Annotated in this window: 9 protein-coding genes; 7 read left to right on the forward strand and 2 right to left on the reverse strand. The window is 43.9% G+C overall.

Annotated elements, in window-relative coordinates; translation table 11 throughout:
• Positions 1–12 precede the first annotated feature (12 nt).
• Complete coding sequence (locus CLV51_RS19405; RefSeq protein WP_106529742.1) at positions 13–6675, reverse strand: neuraminidase-like domain-containing protein; 6663 nt, start codon at positions 6673–6675, stop codon at positions 13–15.
• A gap of 108 nt (positions 6676–6783) precedes the next feature.
• The gene (locus CLV51_RS19410) at positions 6784–14253 is read right to left on the reverse strand and encodes a SpvB/TcaC N-terminal domain-containing protein (protein ID WP_106529743.1); all 7470 of its coding nucleotides are present in this window, start codon (positions 14251–14253) and stop codon (positions 6784–6786) included.
• A 343-nt stretch (positions 14254–14596) separates the two neighbouring features.
• On the opposite strand from CLV51_RS19410, the gene CLV51_RS19415 reads away from it, so the two are divergent.
• From CLV51_RS19415 to CLV51_RS19445, 7 genes are all read left to right on the forward strand, one after another.
• Complete coding sequence (locus CLV51_RS19415; RefSeq protein WP_106529744.1) at positions 14597–15304, forward strand: hypothetical protein; 708 nt, start codon at positions 14597–14599, stop codon at positions 15302–15304.
• A gap of 11 nt (positions 15305–15315) precedes the next feature.
• Positions 15316–15672: a hypothetical protein gene (locus CLV51_RS19420; RefSeq protein WP_106529745.1), complete on the forward strand. Its 357-nt coding sequence runs from the start codon at positions 15316–15318 to the stop codon at positions 15670–15672.
• Positions 15673–15752: 80 nt separating this feature from the next.
• Positions 15753–16727 (forward strand): TolB-like translocation protein, encoded by a 975-nt coding sequence (locus CLV51_RS19425; RefSeq protein WP_106529746.1) that lies wholly within the window; start codon positions 15753–15755, stop codon positions 16725–16727.
• 189 nt (positions 16728–16916) lie between these two features.
• A complete protein-coding gene (locus tag CLV51_RS19430) occupies positions 16917–17573 on the forward strand; it encodes an RNA polymerase sigma factor (RefSeq protein ID WP_158267069.1) in 657 nt (218 codons plus the stop codon).
• 42 nt (positions 17574–17615) lie between these two features.
• The gene (locus CLV51_RS19435) at positions 17616–18815 is read left to right on the forward strand and encodes a FecR family protein (protein ID WP_106529748.1); all 1200 of its coding nucleotides are present in this window, start codon (positions 17616–17618) and stop codon (positions 18813–18815) included.
• A gap of 288 nt (positions 18816–19103) precedes the next feature.
• Entirely contained in the window at positions 19104–22352 is a 3249-nt protein-coding gene (locus CLV51_RS19440; RefSeq protein ID WP_158267070.1) for a SusC/RagA family TonB-linked outer membrane protein, read from the forward strand.
• Positions 22353–22376: 24 nt separating this feature from the next.
• Complete coding sequence (locus CLV51_RS19445) at positions 22377–23804, forward strand: RagB/SusD family nutrient uptake outer membrane protein (protein WP_106529750.1); 1428 nt, start codon at positions 22377–22379, stop codon at positions 23802–23804.
• Positions 23805–23854: the final 50 nt, after the last annotated feature.

The raw sequence follows: 23854 nt of genomic DNA on the forward strand, positions 1-23854 counted from the left end.
ACAGTTTAGGGGTTAATGGTTGCTGATATTCGTTAACTGTGTGATATTCTGCAGGCCAGGCACTTTACCGCCTATGCCAAAGGTGGCCTGATCAAAGCTGAAGTTCCCTGCTGCCGGTAAAACAATGTTGTAGTTTGAATTGGCAGTGGTGATGGCCTGTTGCCAGGAAGAAACGTCCATTACAGGTTGCAGTGGATCTCCACGCTTGACGGGTACTGTGAGTACCGGTCTTTCTACCGGCGGCAGGATATTCACTTTATAATTAGCCATGCTGTAGTTGCCCATGTCGTAATAACCGGTATAAACCCATATAGGCGCAATATCTTGTTCGTTGGGCTGTACAAAAAATACGCTTTGTTCATCATGATATACAAAAGGCGCCTGCCATTGATTTTGTACTTCATGGCGTAAAGGCAATAACCGGAATCCCTGGAACATGCCACTGGATTTGGTGAGCACCGTTTCCGTTACCGTGTCCTGCGCTGCAAATGCCGGTTGATCAATCAGTAATTGCAACTGTTGTGAAAACATTTTCAGGGAAGTGGCATTAAGTACAGACGGATTGGAGCCTTCATATGCTTTGCGGTACAATTCATAATTAAATAGGGCAACCTTACTTGCATTGTTGTCGAATATGTCTATGTTTTCAATGATAGGCGGACTATTCTTGCTCGTGAAAGTGACACTCTTGAATGTATATTGTTCTTTCTCACTGCCTAAATAGAAAAAGTAAAAGATAAGATGTTCAGTGGTATTGATGTCTTTCTGTACCTTTCTGGCATACAGCAAAATATTGCGGGCATCAAAAGAAAGGAGATCTTTTATAACCACCGGTTCTTTTAATTCTGATGATTTAGGAGATGTCCATTTTCCTTTATAATATTCTCCCCAGCAGAAATTTATTTCAACATCTTTTTTTACTGATTCCCCCCAATTGTGATCGGCCATATCCCGGGGATGCTGATCCCTGTTCTCTTCTTTGGCTTTTTCTACTGCATTCAGCCAGAAGACAAACAACCGGTCTTTCCAGATAACCGGGAAGATATTATCGCCTTCAATATGCATGCTTATTTTTTCCCAGGCTGTCCAGTAGCCATATTCATACCGACGATAATAGTATTGCCTGGTGCTGCCATTCGTTCTTCCAAATACGTGCATGATATTATCGTTTGGATTACCCTGAACATTCTCCTGCAGATACATACCTACTATTTCCAGCCGGGCCACATCATCCAGTTTTTTCAGGTAGTTCAGGAAGGCTGTTTCTGCGAGATCATTGTTGATATCGGTTTGCATCAGTTCACCTTCCAGCTCCTGGTAAAACGAAGATTTTCCATCGCGCAGGGTGGGGTCCAGCCAGTTTTCAGGATACAGGAATATTTTCCGGTTGGCTTCCCATACACGATAACGCTGCATCCATTCCCATTGCTGTGCACGGATAGAAGATGGCGCTACATCTACTTCGAGATTTATAAGACAGCGGTAAATAAACAACTGTATCGTAGAAAGTGCCTGCCGGATACGGGATGTTTTCATGCAGGCATCCATTTGTACATCTATCAGGAAATATTCATAGAGCTTATCCGGCGTATCAATTTCGGGTGATGGTTGCTGCCGGTGCAGGATATAGCTCACCAGTGCATCGCGCTGCCTGTTGCGCAGTACATCATTCACACTTTGTAAGGTGGTCAGCCATGTTGCATGATCCGTACGACTACTGATCATTGTTTTAATACCCGAGATCAATGGTTGATCAGGGTTGTCAACCGACCAGCTGATAACAGTGGCCGCCGGATAGTTGATGGTGGTTACCAGTTGCATGGCCTCCACTACTTTTTTCAGTACACTGAGTTTGGAAAGATCATTCCATGTTTTACCCATGTGCAGCAAAACGGCATCTACATCTGTCTGCTGCCAGTTATTTAGTTCGGTCAGCAAACCGTTACCCTGCGGCGTTTTGACGGTTGGTGTTATCAGGATCTGTAACCAGGTATTTTCGTCCTGTTCAGTAGTTTTTTTTAACAGCGTAAAAAAGAGCAGCAGGTTGATTTTTTGCCAGAGTGTGTGAAGATCCGGATCTGAGATAACAGTGGTAGTGGGAAGCTCATTGAACAGGTTTTTTGTTTCGCTGTTCAGCGCTGCGAAATAAGCAGTTTCCGGAGTGGTCAGCGTTAATTGTTTTTTTAGCTGTACTGCTTTTGATAGCCTTAGTAAAGCTGTTTTTGCATGGTCCACCTGTGATTGGATGTAATAGTTGCTGCCAGGCACCTGCACTTTTGCCATTCCTTTTGTGCGCCACCAGATGGTAGCAACGCCGTTTAGCGGCAACGCGGTGATGGTTAGCTTTATTTCAGTCAGCACGCCGGTTTGGAGGGTAACCGGCAAGGCACTTTGTACTTCTCCTGCCACCCCGATATTCGCGGCTGTGATGATATCTTTATTGTTGATATTTAAAGTGACAGTAGTACCGGCAGGCGCCTTGACATACAAAATGTAATCGTCGCTGGCCGGGGGATCCAGGTAGCCATCGTATACCTGGTTATGATTGAACGTCACCGCTGTTTGTAATAGTGTGAAGTCGTTCAATACATTTTTTGTATTATCACTTACGCTGTGTATGATAGCAGGGTTAGTGGCCAGCGTACTGATGGTGTCGATATCACTTTGGGTAACAGGTACGAGCGCCTGCAGAAGTGCATTTTCTTTTAGCCTGATGATCAGTGTTGGTAGTATGCTGTTGATTAATACAGTTGTTTTCTGCGCGGGAGTAGGCTGTGCCAATACTGCATTGTACACTGCTTTTAATTCGGGATACCCGGCTGCTAATGCTGCGAGATCTGCATCAGCGGCACTTTTTATTGCCTGTAAAGCTTGTTTGAATTGTGTTTTGAAACTATCGAGTGCAGGCTGCTGTGTGATAAGGGTCATATCAGCCAATGTCAGCGCATCTGCTTTGTTATCGAGGATTGTTTGTGCCGCGGGTGTGAGGATACCCGTGTAATTGAGCCTTTTTTTGAATGCATCATATCCCAGCTGCGCATCTACTGTAAGTGGTGATGGCAGCGATTCTTCAGGAAGGAGGAGCGGTGCGCTATAAATTTTACTGTTGGTGAGCAGGCTGAAAAAAGTATCTACAACGGAGTTGTCATATACCAGGGCCATCTTTGTTTTTGCAAAGGAGAGATCAGCATTATCTGGGGCTACGTTGTTTTCTTTATCTACCGTGTTCAGGGCATCCCGCAGTGCTTTAATATTTTTCAGCAATGTTGTTTCATCTGGTGTCAATTTGCCCGCAGGATCTTTATGCATCAGCAGGTACGCCAGGTCGCTGACCTTCAGGGAGGCAGCTTTCAGGTCCTGTGTAACCTGGTAATACTTTAATATAGCAGGATAATCTGCTTCGAGGTCCATCGTCAGCGGATCGGCGCCGGTGATCTTTGCCAGGTCGGAAAGGCTGCCAACAGACATCCTGAAGAGCTTTGCACACTGTGTTTGTTTTACGTCTGCAGCCAGGCTGTTATTCCAGAGCAGTAATACATCGGGTATGTTTTGTTCTGATATCTTCCATGCATTAATGAGCCGGTTAAAGTTGGCGAGGCGGGCCAACAATACAACAAAGGCCTGATCAATGTTTATCAGCGTAAGGTCTTTTGACGCAACGGGCAGGAGGGCAATAATTACCTGGTCAATGGTCTGGATCTTCCAGCTTGTTTTTTTCCAGAGACGTATGAAGCGGTGTAACTTATGATAGGCTATTTCATCCAGTTTATTTTGGATCATATCCGGTAAAGCATAGCGTAATTCCATCGTGGCCATGTTGCAGTCGCCGGTATCGGGTGTGATCTCCGTCAGCAGGATAAGTGTCTTAATCAGCGTGTGATTGTTTTTCAGCCATTGGCCTACATTACCGCCGTAGGTGCTGGTATCCAGTGCCGGAGGCAGGAGGTTGTTTAAATCTGTGTCGCTGAGAGTGCCGTCATAATAAGCCTGGATCTGGTCCAGCCTGATCTGTAGCTGATCGAGGTTAGGAACTAATAATGTGCCGGGGTTAATGAATTGTGTTTTTAGTAAATTGACGAGATCTTCATAAGTGATATCTACACGGCGACTGAATACCTTACCACTGGCAACGGCTGCATTCAGCCCATCTATGTTAGTGGCGGAAGATTCTCCAAAGTATTCCGGTAATTGATGTGCTGATATTTTAGTTAAGATATCATATTCTTTAAGATTCAGTCCTAACCGTTCTTTTTGTGCCGGCAATTCGCTGCCAAATACACGTAGTGCATCTTCCAGTGTAGCGCTCCATGCGCTGAAAAATAACCGCAGGGATTCTCTTGGCTGATCAAACGGAAGGTTATAAGGAAATACTTCACTATTTGTTTTTTCATATGCTTTTGCCAGCACAAATTGCGGGTCAGCCATCAGGTCGGCTGTATTGGTGCCTTCTTTGATATCATGACCTGCAAAACCGGTTAAACTGCCATTTACAATGTAATATTCCAGGATCTCATTTACGAGATCAATATATGGTAAAGCAGTGTTGGTGTTTTCGCAGGTAAGCTGGAGATGTTGTATGTCGGGTCTGCGTTCCAGTAAAACATCCAACGGATTTTTCTTTGTATGTGGAATAGCTGCCAGATCAATGAACTGCAGCAGATCTACCAGGTATGCAGCGGGCCCGAGTACAGACTTACATTCATCACAGGAGCAATAGTCCATATTGCCAAAGAGTTTATCCAGTGTAGGATATCCAATGATTTGGGGCATTCCTTTTGGCATCGGACCAGCTGAAGGAGCAGGAGATCCCTGGGTTTCAGCAGTTGTTTTGCCAGTCAGTGCATACACATTTGGTGTAGTACGGCCGGTAATATAAGTGGTGGCGATATTGGTAACAGTGCTATATATTTCCTGTGCTTTGGTATGTGTAAGCATCGCCTCTGCTGTACTTGGGAACTGGCTACCATATTTTTCCAGGAATTCTGACTGGGAATATTTGGTGATCTCGTATGCGGAATTAAGACCCAGTTTGGAAAGTGTACTCAATGATTCATTAGAAGGACTTAGCTGGAATATGCGCTCCACCTGCTTTGCAGCCACTTGTGCTTCCGGATGCAGTTGTCCGAAACTTTCCCACTGTTTTACCGGCTTTACACCTAATACATTTTCCTGACCGGCAGTACTGAAAAATTGAGATACAACATCTTTGGGAGCATTATTATTCAGCATCACTTCATTATTGTTTACCATCTCGGAAACAACAGCTGTGGGGTAGCTGAGTGCAAGCTGATTGGCCATATTGGCAGCATAGCTATCCGGATTAACACCTTGAGGAACATCATTGCCAACGAGATTTTTCCAGGCTGCCGCTTTATATAACCCTTTATGCACCAGTTGTACCGGATCACTGACCTGGTAGGCTTCATACAATCTTTTTATCAATGGGGCATTTTGGGATGTCAGGTATCCTAATTTCCCATCAAGTTGTAGTTGGCTGATCGTTTCAGGTGGAATGCCTTTGGATTTCAGTGAGCTCCATAGCAGATCGTTATTGCCGGCAGCTTCTTTATAACTTTCTGCAAAGATATTCTGCTGGTCGGTGTTCAGGCGGATGTTAAGCATATTTCCCAGGCTGGAAACACCTACTGCTGCACTGTTGTGCAACAGGAAATCCACACTTCTTGTATTCAGTATCTTTAATGTACTTTGTATATCTGTATTGGGAGGAATTATTTTTGTATCTGCGGCGTGAGTAATAATTTTTTCTACTGTTGCAGATGGTAAACGGCTCAGTACTTCATCGTTTGCCGGTAACCCCGCACGAAACAACGCGTAATAATGCACCGGGGGAATGCCTGTAACCGCATTTAGTTTGTTTGCCTGGGCTGCCATGGCTACCGCGCGTGCATCCCATCCGGTTTTGTTGGAGAGTAGCGTAATATGACTGTTGTTTTGATTTTCCTGCAGATCTTTTAACGCGATACCACCCAGGTTAGGTTGAAGGTCGCCGGTCAGCCTGTCATATTCGGAAGTTACTGGTACCTGTGCGCTGTGGAGGATCACATTTATTGTTTCTGCACTACCTGCATTGTAACGTATGTCTGATTTACCTATCACGATTTCCCGGCTACTTTCATTCATCACACTTACTTCAAGATCCGGCTGTGGTTTGCCTTTTAATAAACTGGTATCGTAAGTGATCCTGTAATTACCACCTGCATCTGTTACAGCGCTGCTCAGCGGTATATCGTAAGGAAGGCGTTTGTCTTTGGCCAGTGCAATAACGCGTGATACCGGTGCGCCTTTATCGGTTACCACTTTACCGCTCACCGTGTAATAAACAGGTGGTGTCACAGGCGGAATATTATCTACGGGTACGGGTATACGTACATCTGTGGGTTTGGCTGCATTCCACAAAATTTTATCCCGTGTATCGAGTAACAGACGATTATCTTTATATATTTTGAAAAATACATCCTGAATGCGGCCCGTACTGAATTGGTCAGTGTATTGTGTATCCGGCGAGATGCTGAAATAACCTTGTGTATTGCTGATCGCAGTGCCAAGAGGTACGGTTACGGATAATGACTTATCCCAGGCTTCTACGCGCAGGCCAGCAAGGGGCTGTTGTTTATCCTGACTTATCAGATAGCCGTTGATGGTTTGAGTAGACATATTTTTAGGGTTTAAAAATGTATATGATCTTTATTGGGTTTAGCTTTCACCTTTTTTGCAACGCGGCATAAAATGCTGAAAAATACGGCGTATGCATATGAGGTATTCTTATTTCTTCTTTGTTTTGTCATATTCATAGAGGAATCCACCACCTATACTTACTCCGCCGAAACCTGAAGGTGCGCCCGTCCGCAATGGAACATCTCCCTCCGCACTGACGCCGGCATAAAGCCGCGCTTTTCCCGGACCAAATATCCCCAGGATGGGCAGACTGACGGTATCGCTTTTATGAAGTGTGAACTTAGCTCCGGTGGTGCCTGTGAAAGCCAGGTTTCCCGAGGTGGCATCATATCCGGCAATGCCGCCAACTGCAAACTCCCAACGTCCTGTAGATACGTTAAGAAGGTCAATCGTTACAGGGTTTATTACAATATGGGTCTCCGTTCCTCGTCCACTGTCCTTGGGCTGGCGCTGTATCAACAGTTGTGGTGCGATTTCTTTGAATGCCTTGATGTCCAAATCTTTGCTAAGAAACAACTGGACTCCCAAATTCCGTGGTAATAAAGTTAAGCTCAGCGCATCAAATGACCACTTGGGACCAGCTTTACTTCCGAGGCCGGTGACCGAGGCGCCGATCTGGGCATCTATGCCGAAATGTACACTTTCCGGCCTGACCATTTCCTTTTCCTCGCGTTGAAGTTTATCTTTCTGATCCTTCATTGCCGCTTCATCTCTCAATTTACGGGCGGAGGGCGATTTGGCGATTGCATCCTTGACTGTTTGGTCAAAATCTGCTTTGAGTTGATCGATTTTCGCCTGTAGTTCTGCCATTTTATTTCTCCATTCCGCGATTACTAAATTACTGCCCGCTATGTACAACGGATCATTTGCATGCTCAGGAGAAGGTTTGAGGCTATCAGGTGGGGTCAGTTCCGGTTTTGTATCTTTTCCGTCATGCCCCGTCGGATCAATGAACCTGGTAGGATTATTATGTGAATACACATAAATATTCAGGCCATCTTTAATGCCTATAGGATCCGCTGCTGTCCACCGGCATAGCCATGGAGCATAGTAGCGTGCACTATGATAATTAAGCCCGCTTTCTTCATCACGTTCCTTACCGGTATAACGATAACGTTTGGCAGGTATCTCACGGCTGGCGTCTGTAGTGCTGTAAGAGGTAGTGCCAAACGGGAAGTAGGCTTCGTATGAAATAGCTTTGGCTGCATCATCCAGTTCCAGCGCTGATGATCCCAGGTGATTACTGTATTGGTAACGTACGAGTGGTGCACCGGATACGCCGTTGATGATCTTACTATCGGCCATGGCTATACGTTGCTGATCGTCCATGATCTGCAATGTTTCTCTTTCCAGTGTTATTTTCCCGGTATTATCTTTTTCCCGGTAGATTTCCACACCGCCTACGTAGAACCGTTCTTTTATGCTGCCATCAGGCCTTAGAATCACTTTATGCGCTCTCTCACCATCTGCATCATATGTATACCATGCTTTACCACCACCGCCGAGGTCCAGCCATTGCAATGCATCACTGAAATTCCAGCGCATGCCGGAAAGATGCTCCATTTTTTTCAGGTTGCCATGTGCATCGTACGTGTAATTAAAACTGAATGCCCCGCCAACAGTTGTAAGGGTAAGCTGGTTGGTGCCGTTGCCATATTCAAAGGTGCGTTTCCACCCGCTGTTTTTTGAAATGTGCTGCTGGGAGGTCATATTACCGGCTTTATCGTAACCGTATATTTCCTGGTAATTGCGGAAAGCATTTACGTCGTTAGGACTGATGGCAATGGAATTAATAAAGGGTTGATTACGATAATTGAAATCCGGACGTGTATGCCGTACATCTGTTTGCCCTGCATGTTTTCTGCCGGTAGCATTGATCAGCTGATACAATGCATCATATTCAAATGAGTTGAGTGTGTCTGCCTGTTCTCCGTCGTAAAATACACTTGCCAGTGCTTCATCTTTAATGGCGGTAATATTGCCTGCCGGATCGTAGGTATAGAACAGATCCTGCACCACTGCCTGATCTTTGAATAATCCCGAAGTTGCGCCGTTACTTCCGGGCGGACGGGTAGTACGTATCTGCAATAGCCGCAGTGTTGACACGTCGTAGCTATAAACGGTTTTGGTATTGTTACCGTAACGGATATCGGTACGCATACCTTTTTCATTATAATTAATGCTGATAACGTATGGACTTTTTGCTGCACCGCGGACACTCACTTCCATACTGCCTAATGAACCTGTTTCATTATAGGCAGGATAATAGGCAGATGCCGGCTTACCCTGAATATGCGGGGCAGTAGTTGTTCTGATGCGTTTTAAGGCGTCATAGGTCATGCTGCTTTCAAATATTTCGGTGTTGAGCAGCACGGGAAGGCCGCCCCAGTCTATAGTGGTATCATAGTGGCTACAGAATTGCCGTTGAACAGCAAGCGGATTACCATTGAAATCATATGCACTGCGTGTGCTCATGCCCGACTGGTCAAACACCTTACAGGGCTGCCTTCGCAGGTTGTTTTGTTTGTCGTTGGGCTGACCTTCTCCATAAATATGTTTGATGACTACATGGTTTAAAGGCGTAGCACCATCACCACCGGTTACTTTCATGCTGAGCAGCCGGCGAAGGTCATCATAATCAAAAATAATTGTCTGTGACCGGCTGTCCCACTGATGTAACGGCTGATTGGTTACATCAGCAAAAGTAATGCGGGCACCTGTTTCCGGGCTTTGCTGTGAAACGGCATTGCCTGCAATATCATATTGCCAGGAGATAATTGTATGCAATAAGGGATCAGCTACGCTGAGTGTATTGCCTTTTATATCGAGGTGGATAGCTGTTTCAGCAAATATATCCAGCATTGCCTGGTCTTTGTTGTGCGCTATTTTGGAAATAGTTCTGCCAAGTGTATCGAGATGCATTACTTCAGGCGTATCCTTGTGTTTTGCTGCTTTTATGGCGGCACTTTGTTCCAATGCAGGGTCTTTACCTGCTGCTATCAGTTCCGTATCTATAAGACGGTTAAAACGTTTGTTATACCACTGACTTCCGATAACGGTGTCATTGGGGTCTGAGTTGGTTTGTTTCCAGCCGGCGTATGCGATAACGGAAAAAGTTTCATCCGGTTGTTCTGTACGTATGTTCCTGCTAACCGGATCATAGAACAGGATACTTGTAGGGCCTACCTCTACCAGGCGGCTGTCATCTTCATAGGCATGTGTTACACTGAAATAGGGCTGGTACTGTTTAACCGCATTGCCTTTGTTATTGAGTACGGTTCTGCCGTTGCCGATCCAGCGTAGTTTAGGAGTAGTATCTGTGATTTGTAGTTTGCCGGTATCATCAATATAATGTGCATTGCCTGGTGTTGTTTGTGTCTTTTTCATCAGCACCTGGTCCATTCCTCCTGAATACTCGAACTGGTACTGCAATTTGTTGGGCAAGCCATTTACTGTTACATCGCGATGATGGTTTTCCCGGAGGATGGTAGCGGCACTAACCGGTAACTGGTGCAGGTTGTACACGATACGTGAAGTAGCGTGTTGCAGTAATGCCGCGCCGTGAGTGGCAGGATCGCTGAAGAAATTATTGATCACTGATTCCGTGGTATCTTCCGTAAATCCGTCAAAATCATCTGCTTCCGTACCCTTCCCTTTTTGTGCTGTACCTGTTACCATACCAAGAATATCAAATCTGACTTCAGTGATATTATCATTCGGATCTTTGAGCGCAAGTGGTTGCAGGGTGCGGAAATCATAGGTTACCACACTTTGCTGGTTACCCATGGGATCTTGCTGCAAGGGAATGTACAAGTGGTATTTATTATCTGTCGCCGCCAGCGATATTTTGCTAAAGGGATTGATGTATTTGTCGGGAATGAAAAAATGATTTGCCGGATTTGCCGGGTAACCGGTAGTGCCGGAAGGGATCCACCAGTCATTTGCATCGTCAGTGCCCGGAAAAAGTGGCTGCAGCGCCGTTGTTTGACGGTATTGTCCTGCTGTCATCAGGGTGGCATCTACTTTCCCGGCATAAATAGTATTGAGCAGGGGGCCTGTATAGGCAAGTTTGTATGCTTCATACGGGAGTCCTTTAGATACCAGTTGTCCCAGCGGCAGTGGGGTAGTAGCATTGTCTGCCAGGTACAGGTGGCGTTCATGTGCAATGAGCCTTTTTTGCAGGGTATTGGCAACAACCGTTCCCTGCCAGGGAATAGGAGTAGCCGCTGTTGCCGCCTGCTGCAGTTCTGCCAGGGTGAAAAAGCTGCCGCCTGGTTTACAGCCGGTCAGTTCCCTGGTTTGTACAGCTGCGTTTATGCGTAACCGGTAGTTGGGCGAAGTGATCACATCATTGGTGAAACTATTTTCTTTCAGGACAATGTGCAAGGCAGCCTGTGCATCCTTAACATGTGTTGACAATGATTGCATTTCCAGTTGTAGGGGCGCTGGTAGCAACGGATTGTTTACCTGCCTGGGATACACCACGGTGGCGGATGACAGCACATTGTTATATTCATCTATATCCAGGTTAAACTCGTGTTTGATACGTGGGTCAGCGATCACTCTTTCATATTGTGCGGTGATTGTTTCGCTGAGCGCAGGTGCAAATACAGCGAACTTATTGCTGCCACGGAGTTGCAATAACCTGATATGGCAATTTTGTTCTGTAGTGCTGTAGGGATAGGGGGCCAGATCTGTTCCATCCGCTGCATAAATTTCCTTGCGCAGCAACATATTTTTGCAGGCGCGCAGGGCTTCTGCATATACTGCGGTGGGCACATCCTGTATCAGCATGCCGGTTGGTAATACAATATGCGCATCAGGCACGTGGTATTCCGTGAAGCCGGGTTGCTGATAGTATTCGTGGCGAAACTGTTGCAGGATTTTACCTTCCTGTATAAATGCACCGGTGTGAAACCAGCTGCGTGTCAATACCGGCGCCTGATGAAGGCTTTCATCCACAATATTGCCGGCATTATTCCTTGCAAACTTTGTATAGGTTTCAGTATCCTGTTGATCTACTCTGCCAAAACCGCGGAATTCTCTTTCCTCCTGGTCATAATAACCATGATGATAGGTATAGCCGGTTACAAATCTTGCCTTGCTGATTTCATCAGTAGTGGCGGTTTCAGTCAGCAAATGCACAGGGAAAGGCAGTTTGGTAACCCAGGGCGTACCTGCATTTTTATCTTCCAGGTAAAAATGTGTTGATGACTGGTATTGTAATGAAACATGTTTACCGGTATTATTTTTAAAACCTGTCATCAGATGAGGTTTTTTCCCATCCATCAGGTGTATGTACCGCAAGGGATGCTGCTGATCTGCGGGTAACGGTGATGACCATACGATACAGCTGGTTCCTGTGCCCAGGAGGTCCATCACAGCTATATCCACAGCATTGTGTACAGCAGGGATCTGAGGGATAACTACAGGGTTTTCCCTCCATGCATTGCCATTCATATTACTCCATATACGGGCATCGTTTTTACCAAAGTAGATAATATCTGTAGTGCCGGAGCCGTCTATGTCAGCGAGTCGTAACCAGGTTGGATTAAAGTTATCCGGGTGATCAAATGTCGGCGCATTTTCCATGCTTACTTTGCGGCTGAAGCGACCGTAGCCCATATTGGCCCAATAGCAGATCTCTCCGTTACGGATGCGTACAATATCTGTTAATCCGTCTCCGGTCATATCAGCGAGATAAACCGACTGTGTGCTGTCTGCAAAAACCACAACAGGTCCTAACTCTTCATCTTTCGCTTTGAGCAGATGTATTCCTTCATCAAAGCCGTGTTCACCTTTGGCGGGATACCAACGGAAAATATCTTCTTCTGATATCAGCAGGTCAGGAAGCCCGTCGCCATTCAGGTCTATCCATTTCAGGTCAGGATCTTTGAAGTCTATATTCGGGAGTTGTTTAAAGGGCTTGTAAGCTTCCCAGGTATCATTTGCTGATAGTCCAAAGAAGCCTTGCTGTGAGCCGCTGTATCCCACCGCATATTTTTTGCCGTTGCCTGTCAGTTCCTGTATAGCCATACTGCCGCCGGAAAGCCCTGAAAAAGAGGGCCGGGGAGCTATTAACTTCGGTGCTGCGAAATGGCCATTGCCCAGGTTGGACTTATAATACCAGCCATTGCCCTGCTCCGTTAATATACCTGCCACCCCTTCGCTGTAGAAGTCAATCCATTGCCAGGTGCGGCCATCAGCCGCGGAAGGCGCATGCATAACACTATCCGTGGTTATTTCGCGTATCGTTGTATTCCATGCCAGCTGCTGATAGGTGAAATCAAAGGGAGGTAAGGCACGGCTGCTGTAGGAGGCGGTTACCGTATTCAGTTTATGTCCTTTCCTGATAACGCGGGTGAGGAAAGAGAAACCGTTAATGGAATCATTTGTTTGCTCCAGTTGTAATTGATCATTGTATACGAGCTCCAGCGATTGTACCAGGCAGGGTGCAGCGGCGATACGAAGTTCTTCAAAACAATGAAACAGCATCACACGGCTGCAGCTTCTGTAGGTGCGGATGTCGAAACCCGCGCGGAAATGCGAGAATGCATCCTTGCGATATGCCCAGGTATTTTTAGGCAGGTTCACATCAGCAGGAATCAGCTGGTTAATGTCTGTATAAAAACCTGTGCCTGTGGGATCATGTTCTCCGTAATCGAATACCAGCTGGAACATGAAGTCAGACTCAGGTAAAAATAGATCGCCTCTGTAAAAAGGTGTTTTATTTCCATAAAGCACCCGTTTCAGGTAGGTATTGCTGCAACGGTTTTTCCTGTTCTTCTCAAACATCAGGGATGGTATACCTTCAAAGTCTTCCGGTTTATATTCATAGCCGGTGAAATTACCTTTATCATCACAGCTGTACGACAGCAACCATTTAAACACTTTCAGCTGATCCTGCGGGTCTGTAATGCGGCTAGCGGGTGTAAATCCATAAACAGATAATATGTTGTCTTTGCTGATCGTGCGCCAGTGTAATTCACCGGTATTGGTATTCTTCCATTTTTCTATTCGGGTAAATGCACCTTCAATGCGGGGACGGTAAAGGGTAAGACTGTAAGTAATGCCATGCTCAGTTTGCGGAGTAGGGGGAATGTGTTCCCACGCACTGCCGTTTTGCTGCAGTGCAGGAACAAGATCTTCCGCACCTGAAAAAATAAAGGTATCTGATTCATTTTCATCCTGATACCTTGGTAGTTCTTTTTCTGTTTTGCGGGTAATGGAAGGAATGCTAACATCCCAACCCAAACCAAACGGACTGTTGCCGCCACCGGAATTGTAATTCAACGACAGAGACGGCGTGGCATTACGGCAATTGGCTAACGGTAAGGGAATTGAAAATGAAGCGGTACCATTAACAGCGTTGACCTCAAATTTCTCAGATATGCCTTTAATAGCCCCTCCACCTTGCGGTAACGACAAGCCAGGCGGCCGAACAAAGAAATCATTTTCCGCCGTTTTGCTTTTGTCGGGCTGTGCGGAAATATTAGAAACGGTGGTAATAGGCAATTTTTCGGAATGGGGCTTCCTGTTTTCCTCAAGTGGATTCATTTGGGGTGTTTTTGAGGTCAGACGTTCTATATAAAATTACTGAATTGTTTTTAATGCAAAAAGTTTTCCTGTATTACATAGGAGCCTGTTATGAGGATACTGCAACGATTTGACTTCAGTAATATCATATCTCAAAGATTTTATGCTAAATAACCCCCCTTTACTTTTATACAATCTATTTTTTAAGTATATTAGACTAACCTCAAAATCTTTACTTCTCTTGGGTACCGGTAATTTTGATTAAGCAGTTAATATAGGCTTCACACAAGCATTAAAAAAAGTATGTCAGCAATTAAATGGAAAGATGAATTTCTCTATTGTGAAATTTTAAAAATCCAAAGATATGACACTGGAATCAGCACAGAGATGGTTAGGTATCTACTTTTTAACTACTACAGTTTTAATTGGATGCTATTTGCTTTTAAGTACGCAATCATTATTACCATTAGATGCTACTTCGAAAGGTGATTGTTTTAAAATTATTATCCCTGTTTTTATCGGACAATTAACAATAATATTTCAATGGATCGCAAATGCAAATAATCCCATTGATAAAAATGTAATATCCCCAATACCAGGCTGGGCAATTCAACTACCGCCATTTCTGGCTATATTAATCGTATTGCTGGCAGGAATTTCTTTAGTAATGACAAAAGAGCCTTCCAATAATGCAACCACCTCCTCCGAAACATTCAAAAATGCCATTACATTTTCCGTAACGATCCTGAATGCAACAACTGTTTACCTTGTTCCAAGACTTTTTCCATCTGGTGCAAGACTTATATCCGGGCAAGTATTTAATTTTTCTGTTCCTGAGGGCTGGACTTTTGAGCAAGCAGCACATGCCATATCAATTGCCGCCCAGAAACCTGTTAAATTGAATGGATTTAAGTCATCTCAAAAATCATCCCCTTTGCACAGGGGAGAATATACAGGGGTTACTGCAAAAGAAGCACTGGAGAAATTGAAAGCCTTGTCTATTGATGAATTTCCGGATTATAGTGTGGATTATAGTAAAGATGTTTATACAATTGATATTAAAAATACTTAAAACTGTTTAATATGAATACATGCAACTGCCCAAATCCTCCTGGTGGTCAGGTAATATGTGAACAGCATCAAATGGCTATTTGTATTGTCGAAAATGGAGAACCCCGACATCTCTGTTTAAATCCAAAAGGAAAGAATAATTCCATATCACTTGTAAATTGGGCTTTAGGAGAAATTACCGGCATTGAAAGAATTGCCAACTCAAATATAACTACTGAAGAAATACACCTGTTGACTAATGGTCGTTATAAAAGAGGTAAGGAGAGAACGGTAACTTTCTCCTTGCCACAAAGTATTAAAATAGCAATTGAGGAAATAAGTAACAGAGGGATGGATAGAGGATATGAGAAAGGGCTTGAGGTAAGCTAGGAGCATAAAACTATGCTTAGAATATAAAAAAGCCTTATTTTTAAACAAGCGAAAGAATCATTCCCTATACAATCCACATCATGAAACTGCTAACTAAAAGGTCAACCTGTTTTATTTGTTTCCTTATTACAATATGCTTTTCGCCATTATTAATTTTCAGTCAAAACAATTTTCAACCAATAATAGATACGGTCGATAAAGCAGCCGTCTTTGCACCTGGTGTGGTTTCTACACCCTATACTGAATGGGCAACATCATTTACGCCTGATGGCAAAACCGTTTATTTTTCTCAGGGTGCCGTTTACTGGACCATTGTTTTCTCTACCATAAAAAATGGAAAATGGATGAAACCCAAAGTAGCTGCTTTTTCAGGACGGTGGAGAGATACAGATCCTTTTGTAAGCCCTGATGGGAAAAGATTGTTTTTCATTTCCAACCGGCCTTTGGAGGGTGCAACACAAGATAAAGCACAGCCAGGCAGCCATATATGGTATGTGGATCAGATATCGACAGATGAATGGGGCACTCCTCATCATATAGATGCTCCTATTAACTTGCCAGGCACAGGTAATTATGCACCTTCAGTTAGTCTTAAGGGGACACTTTATTTTTGTTCCCGCGACAGGGAAGGACACAGTGGAATGACCAGCTATTGTGCAGAATGGCAGAAAGACCATTATGGAAAACCCAATATGATTTCCTTTAGTGGGCTGCATGAAACACAGGATCCATTTATCGCGCCTGATGAGCATTATCTCATTTTACTCAGTGGTAATGACCTGTACATCAGCTTTCATCAGGATAAGGACTGGTCTGCACCGCAGAAACTTGGTGCAGAGGTAAATAATGGTGATTCCAATTCTTCACCATATGTATCACCTGATGGTAAAACACTTTATTATTCTTCTTCGCGCATTAAAGGTTTTTATAAAAGAGATGCGCAAAACCATGCTGTTAACTATGATGAACTCATAAAGGAAAATGAAAGTCTTTTTAATAGTCAGTCTAATATTTTAATGATACCAATTCATTTGCCTGCTGCCGGGCATTCGTAAAGGGAGTATAACAGGTGTACACTTTAAATAAGCATGCAAAGGGTAGTGGATGTATTCAGGATTATAGAAAAGTCAGGCACTAAATGAGGGGAAGCCGGCAATTTAAGAAAAATCGATCTTCTTTTCCAGCGCCTTGATAAGTAATGGGAAATATGTATTTTGCGATGTTCCAACTCTATCAACTCTATTTTGCACAAGGAAAATATATATAATGAACAAGAACTGCTGCTGTTGGTAGCGAATGGTGATAAAAATGCATACGCTCAACTTTTTGACCATTACTGGGATCATGTATACGGGACAGGATTGCATTTAACTAAATCACCGGAGCTGTCAAAAGATCTTGCACAGGATATTTTTTTAAAATTGTGGGATGCTCGTTCAAAGTTATCAGAGATAAAGAATCTTAGCACGTACCTGTATGTCCTAACCAAAAACCTTTTTCATGATCATTTAAGGACCAATGTCTTCAGAGAGTCAAACAAGGAGTTTCTGATAAACTATTTTGCACATCATGAAACCTCTCCACATAAGCAACTTGAACAAAAGGAATTAAGTGGTTTTTTAGATGAAGCTATTAATAACCTCCCTCCTCAGCTCCATCAGGTATTCACGCTAAGCCGTTTTGAGGGGCTAAGCCATATAGAAATTGGCAGAAAACTAAACATTAGTCCTCTTTCTTCTAAAACGTACATGACAAGGGCGCTCATAACACTTAGAAAACAAATCGGTGAGAATCCATGGGAATTACTGTTTATTATCGGTGTTGCTTTAAAATTTTCCATTTTCAATTTTTTTTTGGATTGGATGTTTTCTTTTTTACAGTTCATCCGTCCTTGTTCTTGAATCCGGTACAATGGATGTGAGAAAGCGCCGTAAATAGTAAATATGTCTAACATTCAACTAAAGGAACTTTTTAAAAAATACCTGGATGAAACCCTGACACCGGAGGAATTTTCTCAACTATATGAGATGATTCATGCCGGATATGATCCGGAAGTCTTGGACGAATTGTTGGATGGGGTGCTTTCCAATCCTGATTTCACCGTTAGCTCAGGAGACTATGATAAAAAAGAAGTTTTTGCTTCCTTACTGGCAAAGATTGAAGAGAGAGAAGTAAAAGAAGTTTTACCTACTCCTGTAATTCCTATATACCGTAAACGTTGGATTGCCGTAGGAGCTGCCGCTATTATCTTTTTATTAGCAGGCAGTATTTATTGGATGTTGGCTATGCGAAATCCTTCGAACCAATTGGTGGCTGAAAAAAAGCAGGTCAAATTCGACGCTCCTCCAGGCAGGAGTGGGGCTATTCTGACCCTTTCCAACGGTAAACAAATTGAACTCGACAACACTCAAAATGGTTCCCTGGCGCAACAAGGCAATACCAGGCTCTTAAAGCAGGGAGGCAAATTAAGTTATAAAACAGAGGACGCCTTTGCAGACAAACCGATGGTTTTGTATAATGTCGTGACTACCCCCAGAGGGAGACAATTTCAACTGGTATTGGCAGATGGTACCCGTGTATGGCTAAACGCAGCCAGTTCGATTAAATTCCCCACCACCTTCAATGGAAAAGAACGTAGAGTAGCCGTTTCCGGCGAAGCGTACTTTGAAGTAGCGCATAATTACAATATGCCATTTGTGGTGCAGGTTAACAAATCTGAAATCGCGGTGCTGGGCACTCACTTTGATGTTTTGAATTATAATGATGAAAACAATATTAGCGCCACATTACTGGAGGGATCAATAAAGGTGACCAATGCGTCACAACATATTTTATTAGTTCCCGGAGAGCAGGGAAAAATAGAGCGGGCAACAGGGGAATTATCATCTAAAAAAGTGGATGCTGACCAGGTTATTGCCTGGACAAAAGGTGAGTTAGCTATAAGTAATTCGGATTTTTCCGGTTTAATGCGCCAAATCTCCCGCTGGTACGATGTTGATGTAGTCTTTCAGGGCAATGTTCCCAATGTACGTATTGGTGGCTTCCTTCACCGGGATGTGAATTTATCGACGGTATTAGATTTTTTAGGAGAGAACGGAGTACGTTATAAAACGGAAGGCAAAACAATTACAATATTGCAATAAAATATGCCAGGATCAACCAGACTATAGCTATCGTTATGGCTCAGATTATTTTTTAACTAAACAACCAGAATGGATACATAGAAATGAACGCTAAAGGCTGACCATAAAAAAGCCGGATCCTGTTTGCAGCAGAACCCGGAAAAAATCAGGTCATCCAGTATACAACCAGACACTAACAAAAATGACTGTTTAACTTTCAAAACCCAACTACACAAAAGTATGGAAATGCTTGTACACGGCAAAGCCCCTGTTAAAAGGCGGCTTTTGCCCGCCCAACTGATGTCAATTATGAGATTAACGCCTATCCTGATCCTGATTGCCTCCTTGCATGTAAGTGCGAAAAGCTACTCCCAGGAGATTACGATTTCCTCCAAAAACATCACCCTGGAAAAGGTCTTTAAGCTGATTGAAGAGCAGACCGGCTTCTCTATTCTCTGGAATGAGAAACTCCTTGACAAATCGCATACTGTAAGTATTAACGTAAAGGGTGCTTCTTTAACCAGGGTATTAGATATATGCTTCCAGGGGTTGCCATTATCTTACAGGATCAAGGATAAAGTGGTGCTGATAGGACTAGCCCCCGTCCTCCAGTCAGGAGACACTTCTCACCCATCACACCCACCTATTGATATACATGGGCAAGTGATGAATGATAACGGGGAACCGTTACCTGGAGCAACTGTAACAGTAAAAGGAACAGGAAAAGGAACCATCACAAATGCAAAAGGGGAATTTGAGCTGAAAAAAGTGGAAGGGAATGCTGTTCTCGTTATTACAAGTGTGAATATGGAAACCGTTGAAATGAAGGTGGAAGGAAAAACCTATTTGATTGTAAGTGCGAAACAAAGGATCAATGGTTTGGATGAAACAGTGGTAAAGGGTTATTATAATACTACAAAAAGACTGAACACCGGAACAGTCGCTAAAATAAAAGGAGAGGATATACGCAAACAGCCTGTTGATAATCCAATCCTTGCATTGGGTGGAAGAATGCCCGGTGTACAGATTACACAGGTAAGTGGAATACCAGGTGCGCCCATGAGCGTGGTAATAAGAGGTAAAAGTTCATTAGGCGCGGGATCTGAACCTTTATATGTTATTGATGGAGTGCCTTTTGCTCACTCACTCACCTCACTTACTTTTTCAAGTGGCGTAAGTGCGCAGTCACTGGATGGATTATCGGGTGCTTCCAATGGTACGAATCCTTTTGTTAGTATTAATCCATCGGATATAGAAAGTATTGAAGTACTGAAAGATGCGGACGCCACTGCCATTTATGGTTCCAGGGGTGCCAATGGTGTTGTGCTGATCACTACCCGCAAGGCAAAAGCCGGAAAAACTACTGTGGATGTAAACTTTTATAGCGGATGGGGAAGGCCTGTGCGCCTGGCTACTATGATGGATACAAAACAATATGTAACCATGCGGAAGGAAGCGTTTAAAAATGACGGTATCATTCCGACTGCATCGAACGCAACTGATTTGATGGTATGGGATACCACGCGCTATACCGATTGGGGAAAGCTGCTGATCGGCAAGCAGGCCCGCAGTAATGACGCTCAGGTTCGTTTGTCCGGAGGAAATCAGCAAACGCAGTTTTCCATAGCAACCGGTTATCATCGCGAAACACCGGTGTATTATGGCAACATGAGCGATACCCGCAGCAGCATACATTCAAATATTATTCACCATTCTACGGATGACAGGTTCTCGGTTGCTCTCTCCGCCAGTTATAGTATGGATAATAACCACATAAATACTACCGATCTAACGCAGTTGATCAATACTGTTCCCAATGCTCCATATCCATTGGATTCAAGTGGGAACCTGGTATGGAGAGATCATGGAATTAATTTCAGGAACCCGTTAGCTTATATTTTTAGGATATACACGGGCAAAACCGAGAACCTGCTATCCAGCATGAACATGCGTTACAGGATAGCCAAGGGGTTCTCGGTGAAGGTGGATGCAGGGTATAATTCCGTAAGACTGGACCAGGTCACCACTAATCCCATAAAATCCCAAAGCCCTTATAGTCCATCATTAATAAGTTCCGCTGAATTTTATAATGGGCTAAGCAGAAACTGGATTATAGAGCCACAGGCAGAATATTCGAATCAATGGGGAAAAGTAAAATTGCAGGTACTGGTTGGCGGAAGTTTGCAGGATCAAACGAACAGTGGAAACAAGATATCGGGAAGTGATTATGCCAATGACGATTTATTGCTTACTCCGGGATCTGCAGCCGTAACAAGTGTGAACAGTAATTATTCAAAATACAATTATGGAGCGATATTCGGCAGGGTGAATTATAATTGGGATGGCAAATACCTGCTGAATGCCTCTGCGCGCCGTGATGGCTCCAGCAGATTCGGACCTGGCAAACAGTTCGGAAATTTTGGAGCGGTAGGAGCAGCATGGATCTTTTCGCAGGAGAACTTTATGAAGAATATTTCTTTCCTGAGTTTTGGTAAGCTGAGGGCAAGCATGGGTGTTACCGGGAATGACAGAATAGGAGATTATGGATTTATTGCCATTTGGGCTCCTACCACATCGGCTGTTGCATATCAGGGATCAAACGGGCTTTACCCTCAGAACCTGTTAAATCCTGATTTTGCCTGGGAACGTAACCGCAAATGGGAGGGGGCAATTGAGTTGTCTTTTTTAAAAGACAGGATCTATGTAAGCGCTGACTACTATTTGAATAAAACAGATAATCAGCTTACCGATCTTATACTGCCTTCCCAGACGGGTTTCACCAGCATAACAGCCAACAGGGATGCCATACTGCAGAATTCAGGATGGGAACTGATGTTAAATACAACCAATGTGCAGGGTAAAAAATTTACCTGGAGAAGTTCCTTTAACATTACCATTCCCCGCAATAAATTACTGCGGTATCCCGACCTTGAAAATTCCCCTTATGCATCCACATGGTCCATCGGTATGCCAGTTACTATTAATAAGTCGGTACCTTATCTTGGTGTAGATCCCAAGACAGGTATTCATCAACTGGCGGGCATATCAATTCCTAATGATCTGACAGCCATTAATGATCTGGCCCAGCGGAGTTATGGCGGATTGCAAAATACATTTGAATATAAAGGATGGTCACTCGATTTCTTTTTTCATTTTGTAAAACAAAAGGGAAAGACCAGCATACAGTTCCAGACACCCGGCACCAGGACCAATCAGCCGATAGAATTGCTGGATCGCTGGCAGAAACCAGGTGACATAACGGATGTACAGCGCTTTACTACCGCTGGTGCAGCTGCCACTCAGTATAGCTATTATGCAAATTACTCGAGTGCGCGTATCACCGATGCTTCTTTTATACGACTAAGAAATGTATCGTTGTCTTACCGTTTTAATCAAAGTATTGCGAAAAAAATAAATGCGGAGACTATCCGTCTTTATTTCCAGGCACAGAACCTGTTTACGTTTACGTCCTATAAAACAGGAGACCCGGAAACAATGAGCTTCACGTCTATGCCTCCGCTCAGGATGCTGACAGCAGGTATTCAGGTAGTTTTTTAATTGTTCATTATTAATAATGTGATCATGAAGTTTATTATAAATATACCTTTCAGATGCGGAAGGCAGCTTTTGGTTTGCCTGACATTAATGGTGTTGATGCCTTCCTGTAAAAAGTTTGTTGCTTTTGATCCTCCGCCTACATTTACAACAGACGATAAAGTGTTCAATAATGATAAATCGGCTACTGCTGCAATGCTGGCGGTTTATATCGGGATGATGAACGATCGGTATGGCAGTAATGGTTCTTTTGTGTGTTTTTCAATGACCGCACTGGGCAGTATGTCGGCCAATGAATTGGTGTGGACGCAAAACAACACTACTGCTCCTACATTCCAGCAGTTTGGAGATCATGCCCTGACGCCGGATAATACCTACGTACATGCGTTTTGGTTAGACGGGTACAATTATATTTACCAGATCAATGCCATACTTGAAGGGCTGCAAAAATCAACAGGGGTAAGCGCTGGCGTAAAACAGCAGTTAGAAGGCGAAGCCAGGTTTATGCGGGCCTTCTGTTATTTTTACCTGGTAAACCTGTTCGGCGATGTGCCCCTGGTATTAACTACGGCTTATCAGGGAAACATGATTTTACCGCGTACTTCATCAGATAAAGTATGGCAACAGATTATAGACGATTTAACTGCTGCAAAGGGCATGCTTACAACAACCTACCCAACTGCAGAAAGGCTGCGGCCCAACCGCTGGACGGCATCGGCCCTGCTGGCAAGAACTTATTTATATACCGGTAAATGGCCCGAAGCAGAAGCAGCAGCAAATGGCATTATTGCTTCAGGGGACTATGCAACTACCCTGCCTGCATTAAATACAGTTTTTTTAAAAGGAAGCACCGAGGCCATCTGGCAATTGCAACCTGTACAGGCCAGCGCTAATACGCTGGAAGGTGCTCAGTTTATTGTAACGGGTGTTACACAGCCCAATTATGAATTCACTCCCCAGTTGTTGAGTGCTTTTGAACCCGGCGATCAGCGGAAAATTGAATGGATTGGTTATAGCGATCCTGCCAATCCGGCCTGGGCTTATCCTTCCAAATACAAAGCAGGAGCAGGATCTGTTACAGAATATTACATGGTATTCAGACTTACCGAGCAGTACATGATACGTGCAGAAGCCTGTGCCAGACAAGGGGGGGCTAAATTGCCACAGGCGCTGGCAGATCTGAATGTGATACGTAAACGCGCAGGCGTTCTTCTATCTGCCATTACTGATAAGGATGCTTTATTGCTGGCCATAGAACACGAACGCCAGGTAGAGTTTTTTGCAGAATGGGGGCATCGCTGGTTCGATTTAAAACGTACTGGCAGGGCGGAAGCAATATTAAAACCGCTTTCTCCTCCGGGTAACTGGAAACCTGGCTCCGTTTTATATCCCATCCCTTCTTCGGAAATATCTGCTGATCCAAAGCTTACTCAAAATGATGCATATGCAAAATAAGAAATGATTAAAGTGGTTGATGAGCATACCAAATTACTCCCACTGAAAAT

It is taken from the genome of Chitinophaga niastensis (genome assembly GCF_003014755.1).
Lineage (GTDB): Bacteria > Bacteroidota > Bacteroidia > Chitinophagales > Chitinophagaceae > Chitinophaga > Chitinophaga niastensis.

Coding starts and splice junctions, on each gene's coding strand:
- CLV51_RS19420 (WP_106529745.1), top strand. CDS start 15,316: ATGAATACATGCAACTGCCCAAATCCTCCTGGTGGTCAGGTAATATGT.
- CLV51_RS19435 (WP_106529748.1), top strand. CDS start 17,616: ATGTCTAACATTCAACTAAAGGAACTTTTTAAAAAATACCTGGATGAA.
- CLV51_RS19410 (WP_106529743.1), bottom strand. CDS start 14,253: ATGAATCCACTTGAGGAAAACAGGAAGCCCCATTCCGAAAAATTGCCT.
- CLV51_RS19440 (WP_158267070.1), top strand. CDS start 19,104: ATGAGATTAACGCCTATCCTGATCCTGATTGCCTCCTTGCATGTAAGT.
- CLV51_RS19415 (WP_106529744.1), top strand. CDS start 14,597: ATGACACTGGAATCAGCACAGAGATGGTTAGGTATCTACTTTTTAACT.
- CLV51_RS19405 (WP_106529742.1), bottom strand. CDS start 6,675: ATGTCTACTCAAACCATCAACGGCTATCTGATAAGTCAGGATAAACAA.
- CLV51_RS19425 (WP_106529746.1), top strand. CDS start 15,753: ATGAAACTGCTAACTAAAAGGTCAACCTGTTTTATTTGTTTCCTTATT.
- CLV51_RS19445 (WP_106529750.1), top strand. CDS start 22,377: ATGAAGTTTATTATAAATATACCTTTCAGATGCGGAAGGCAGCTTTTG.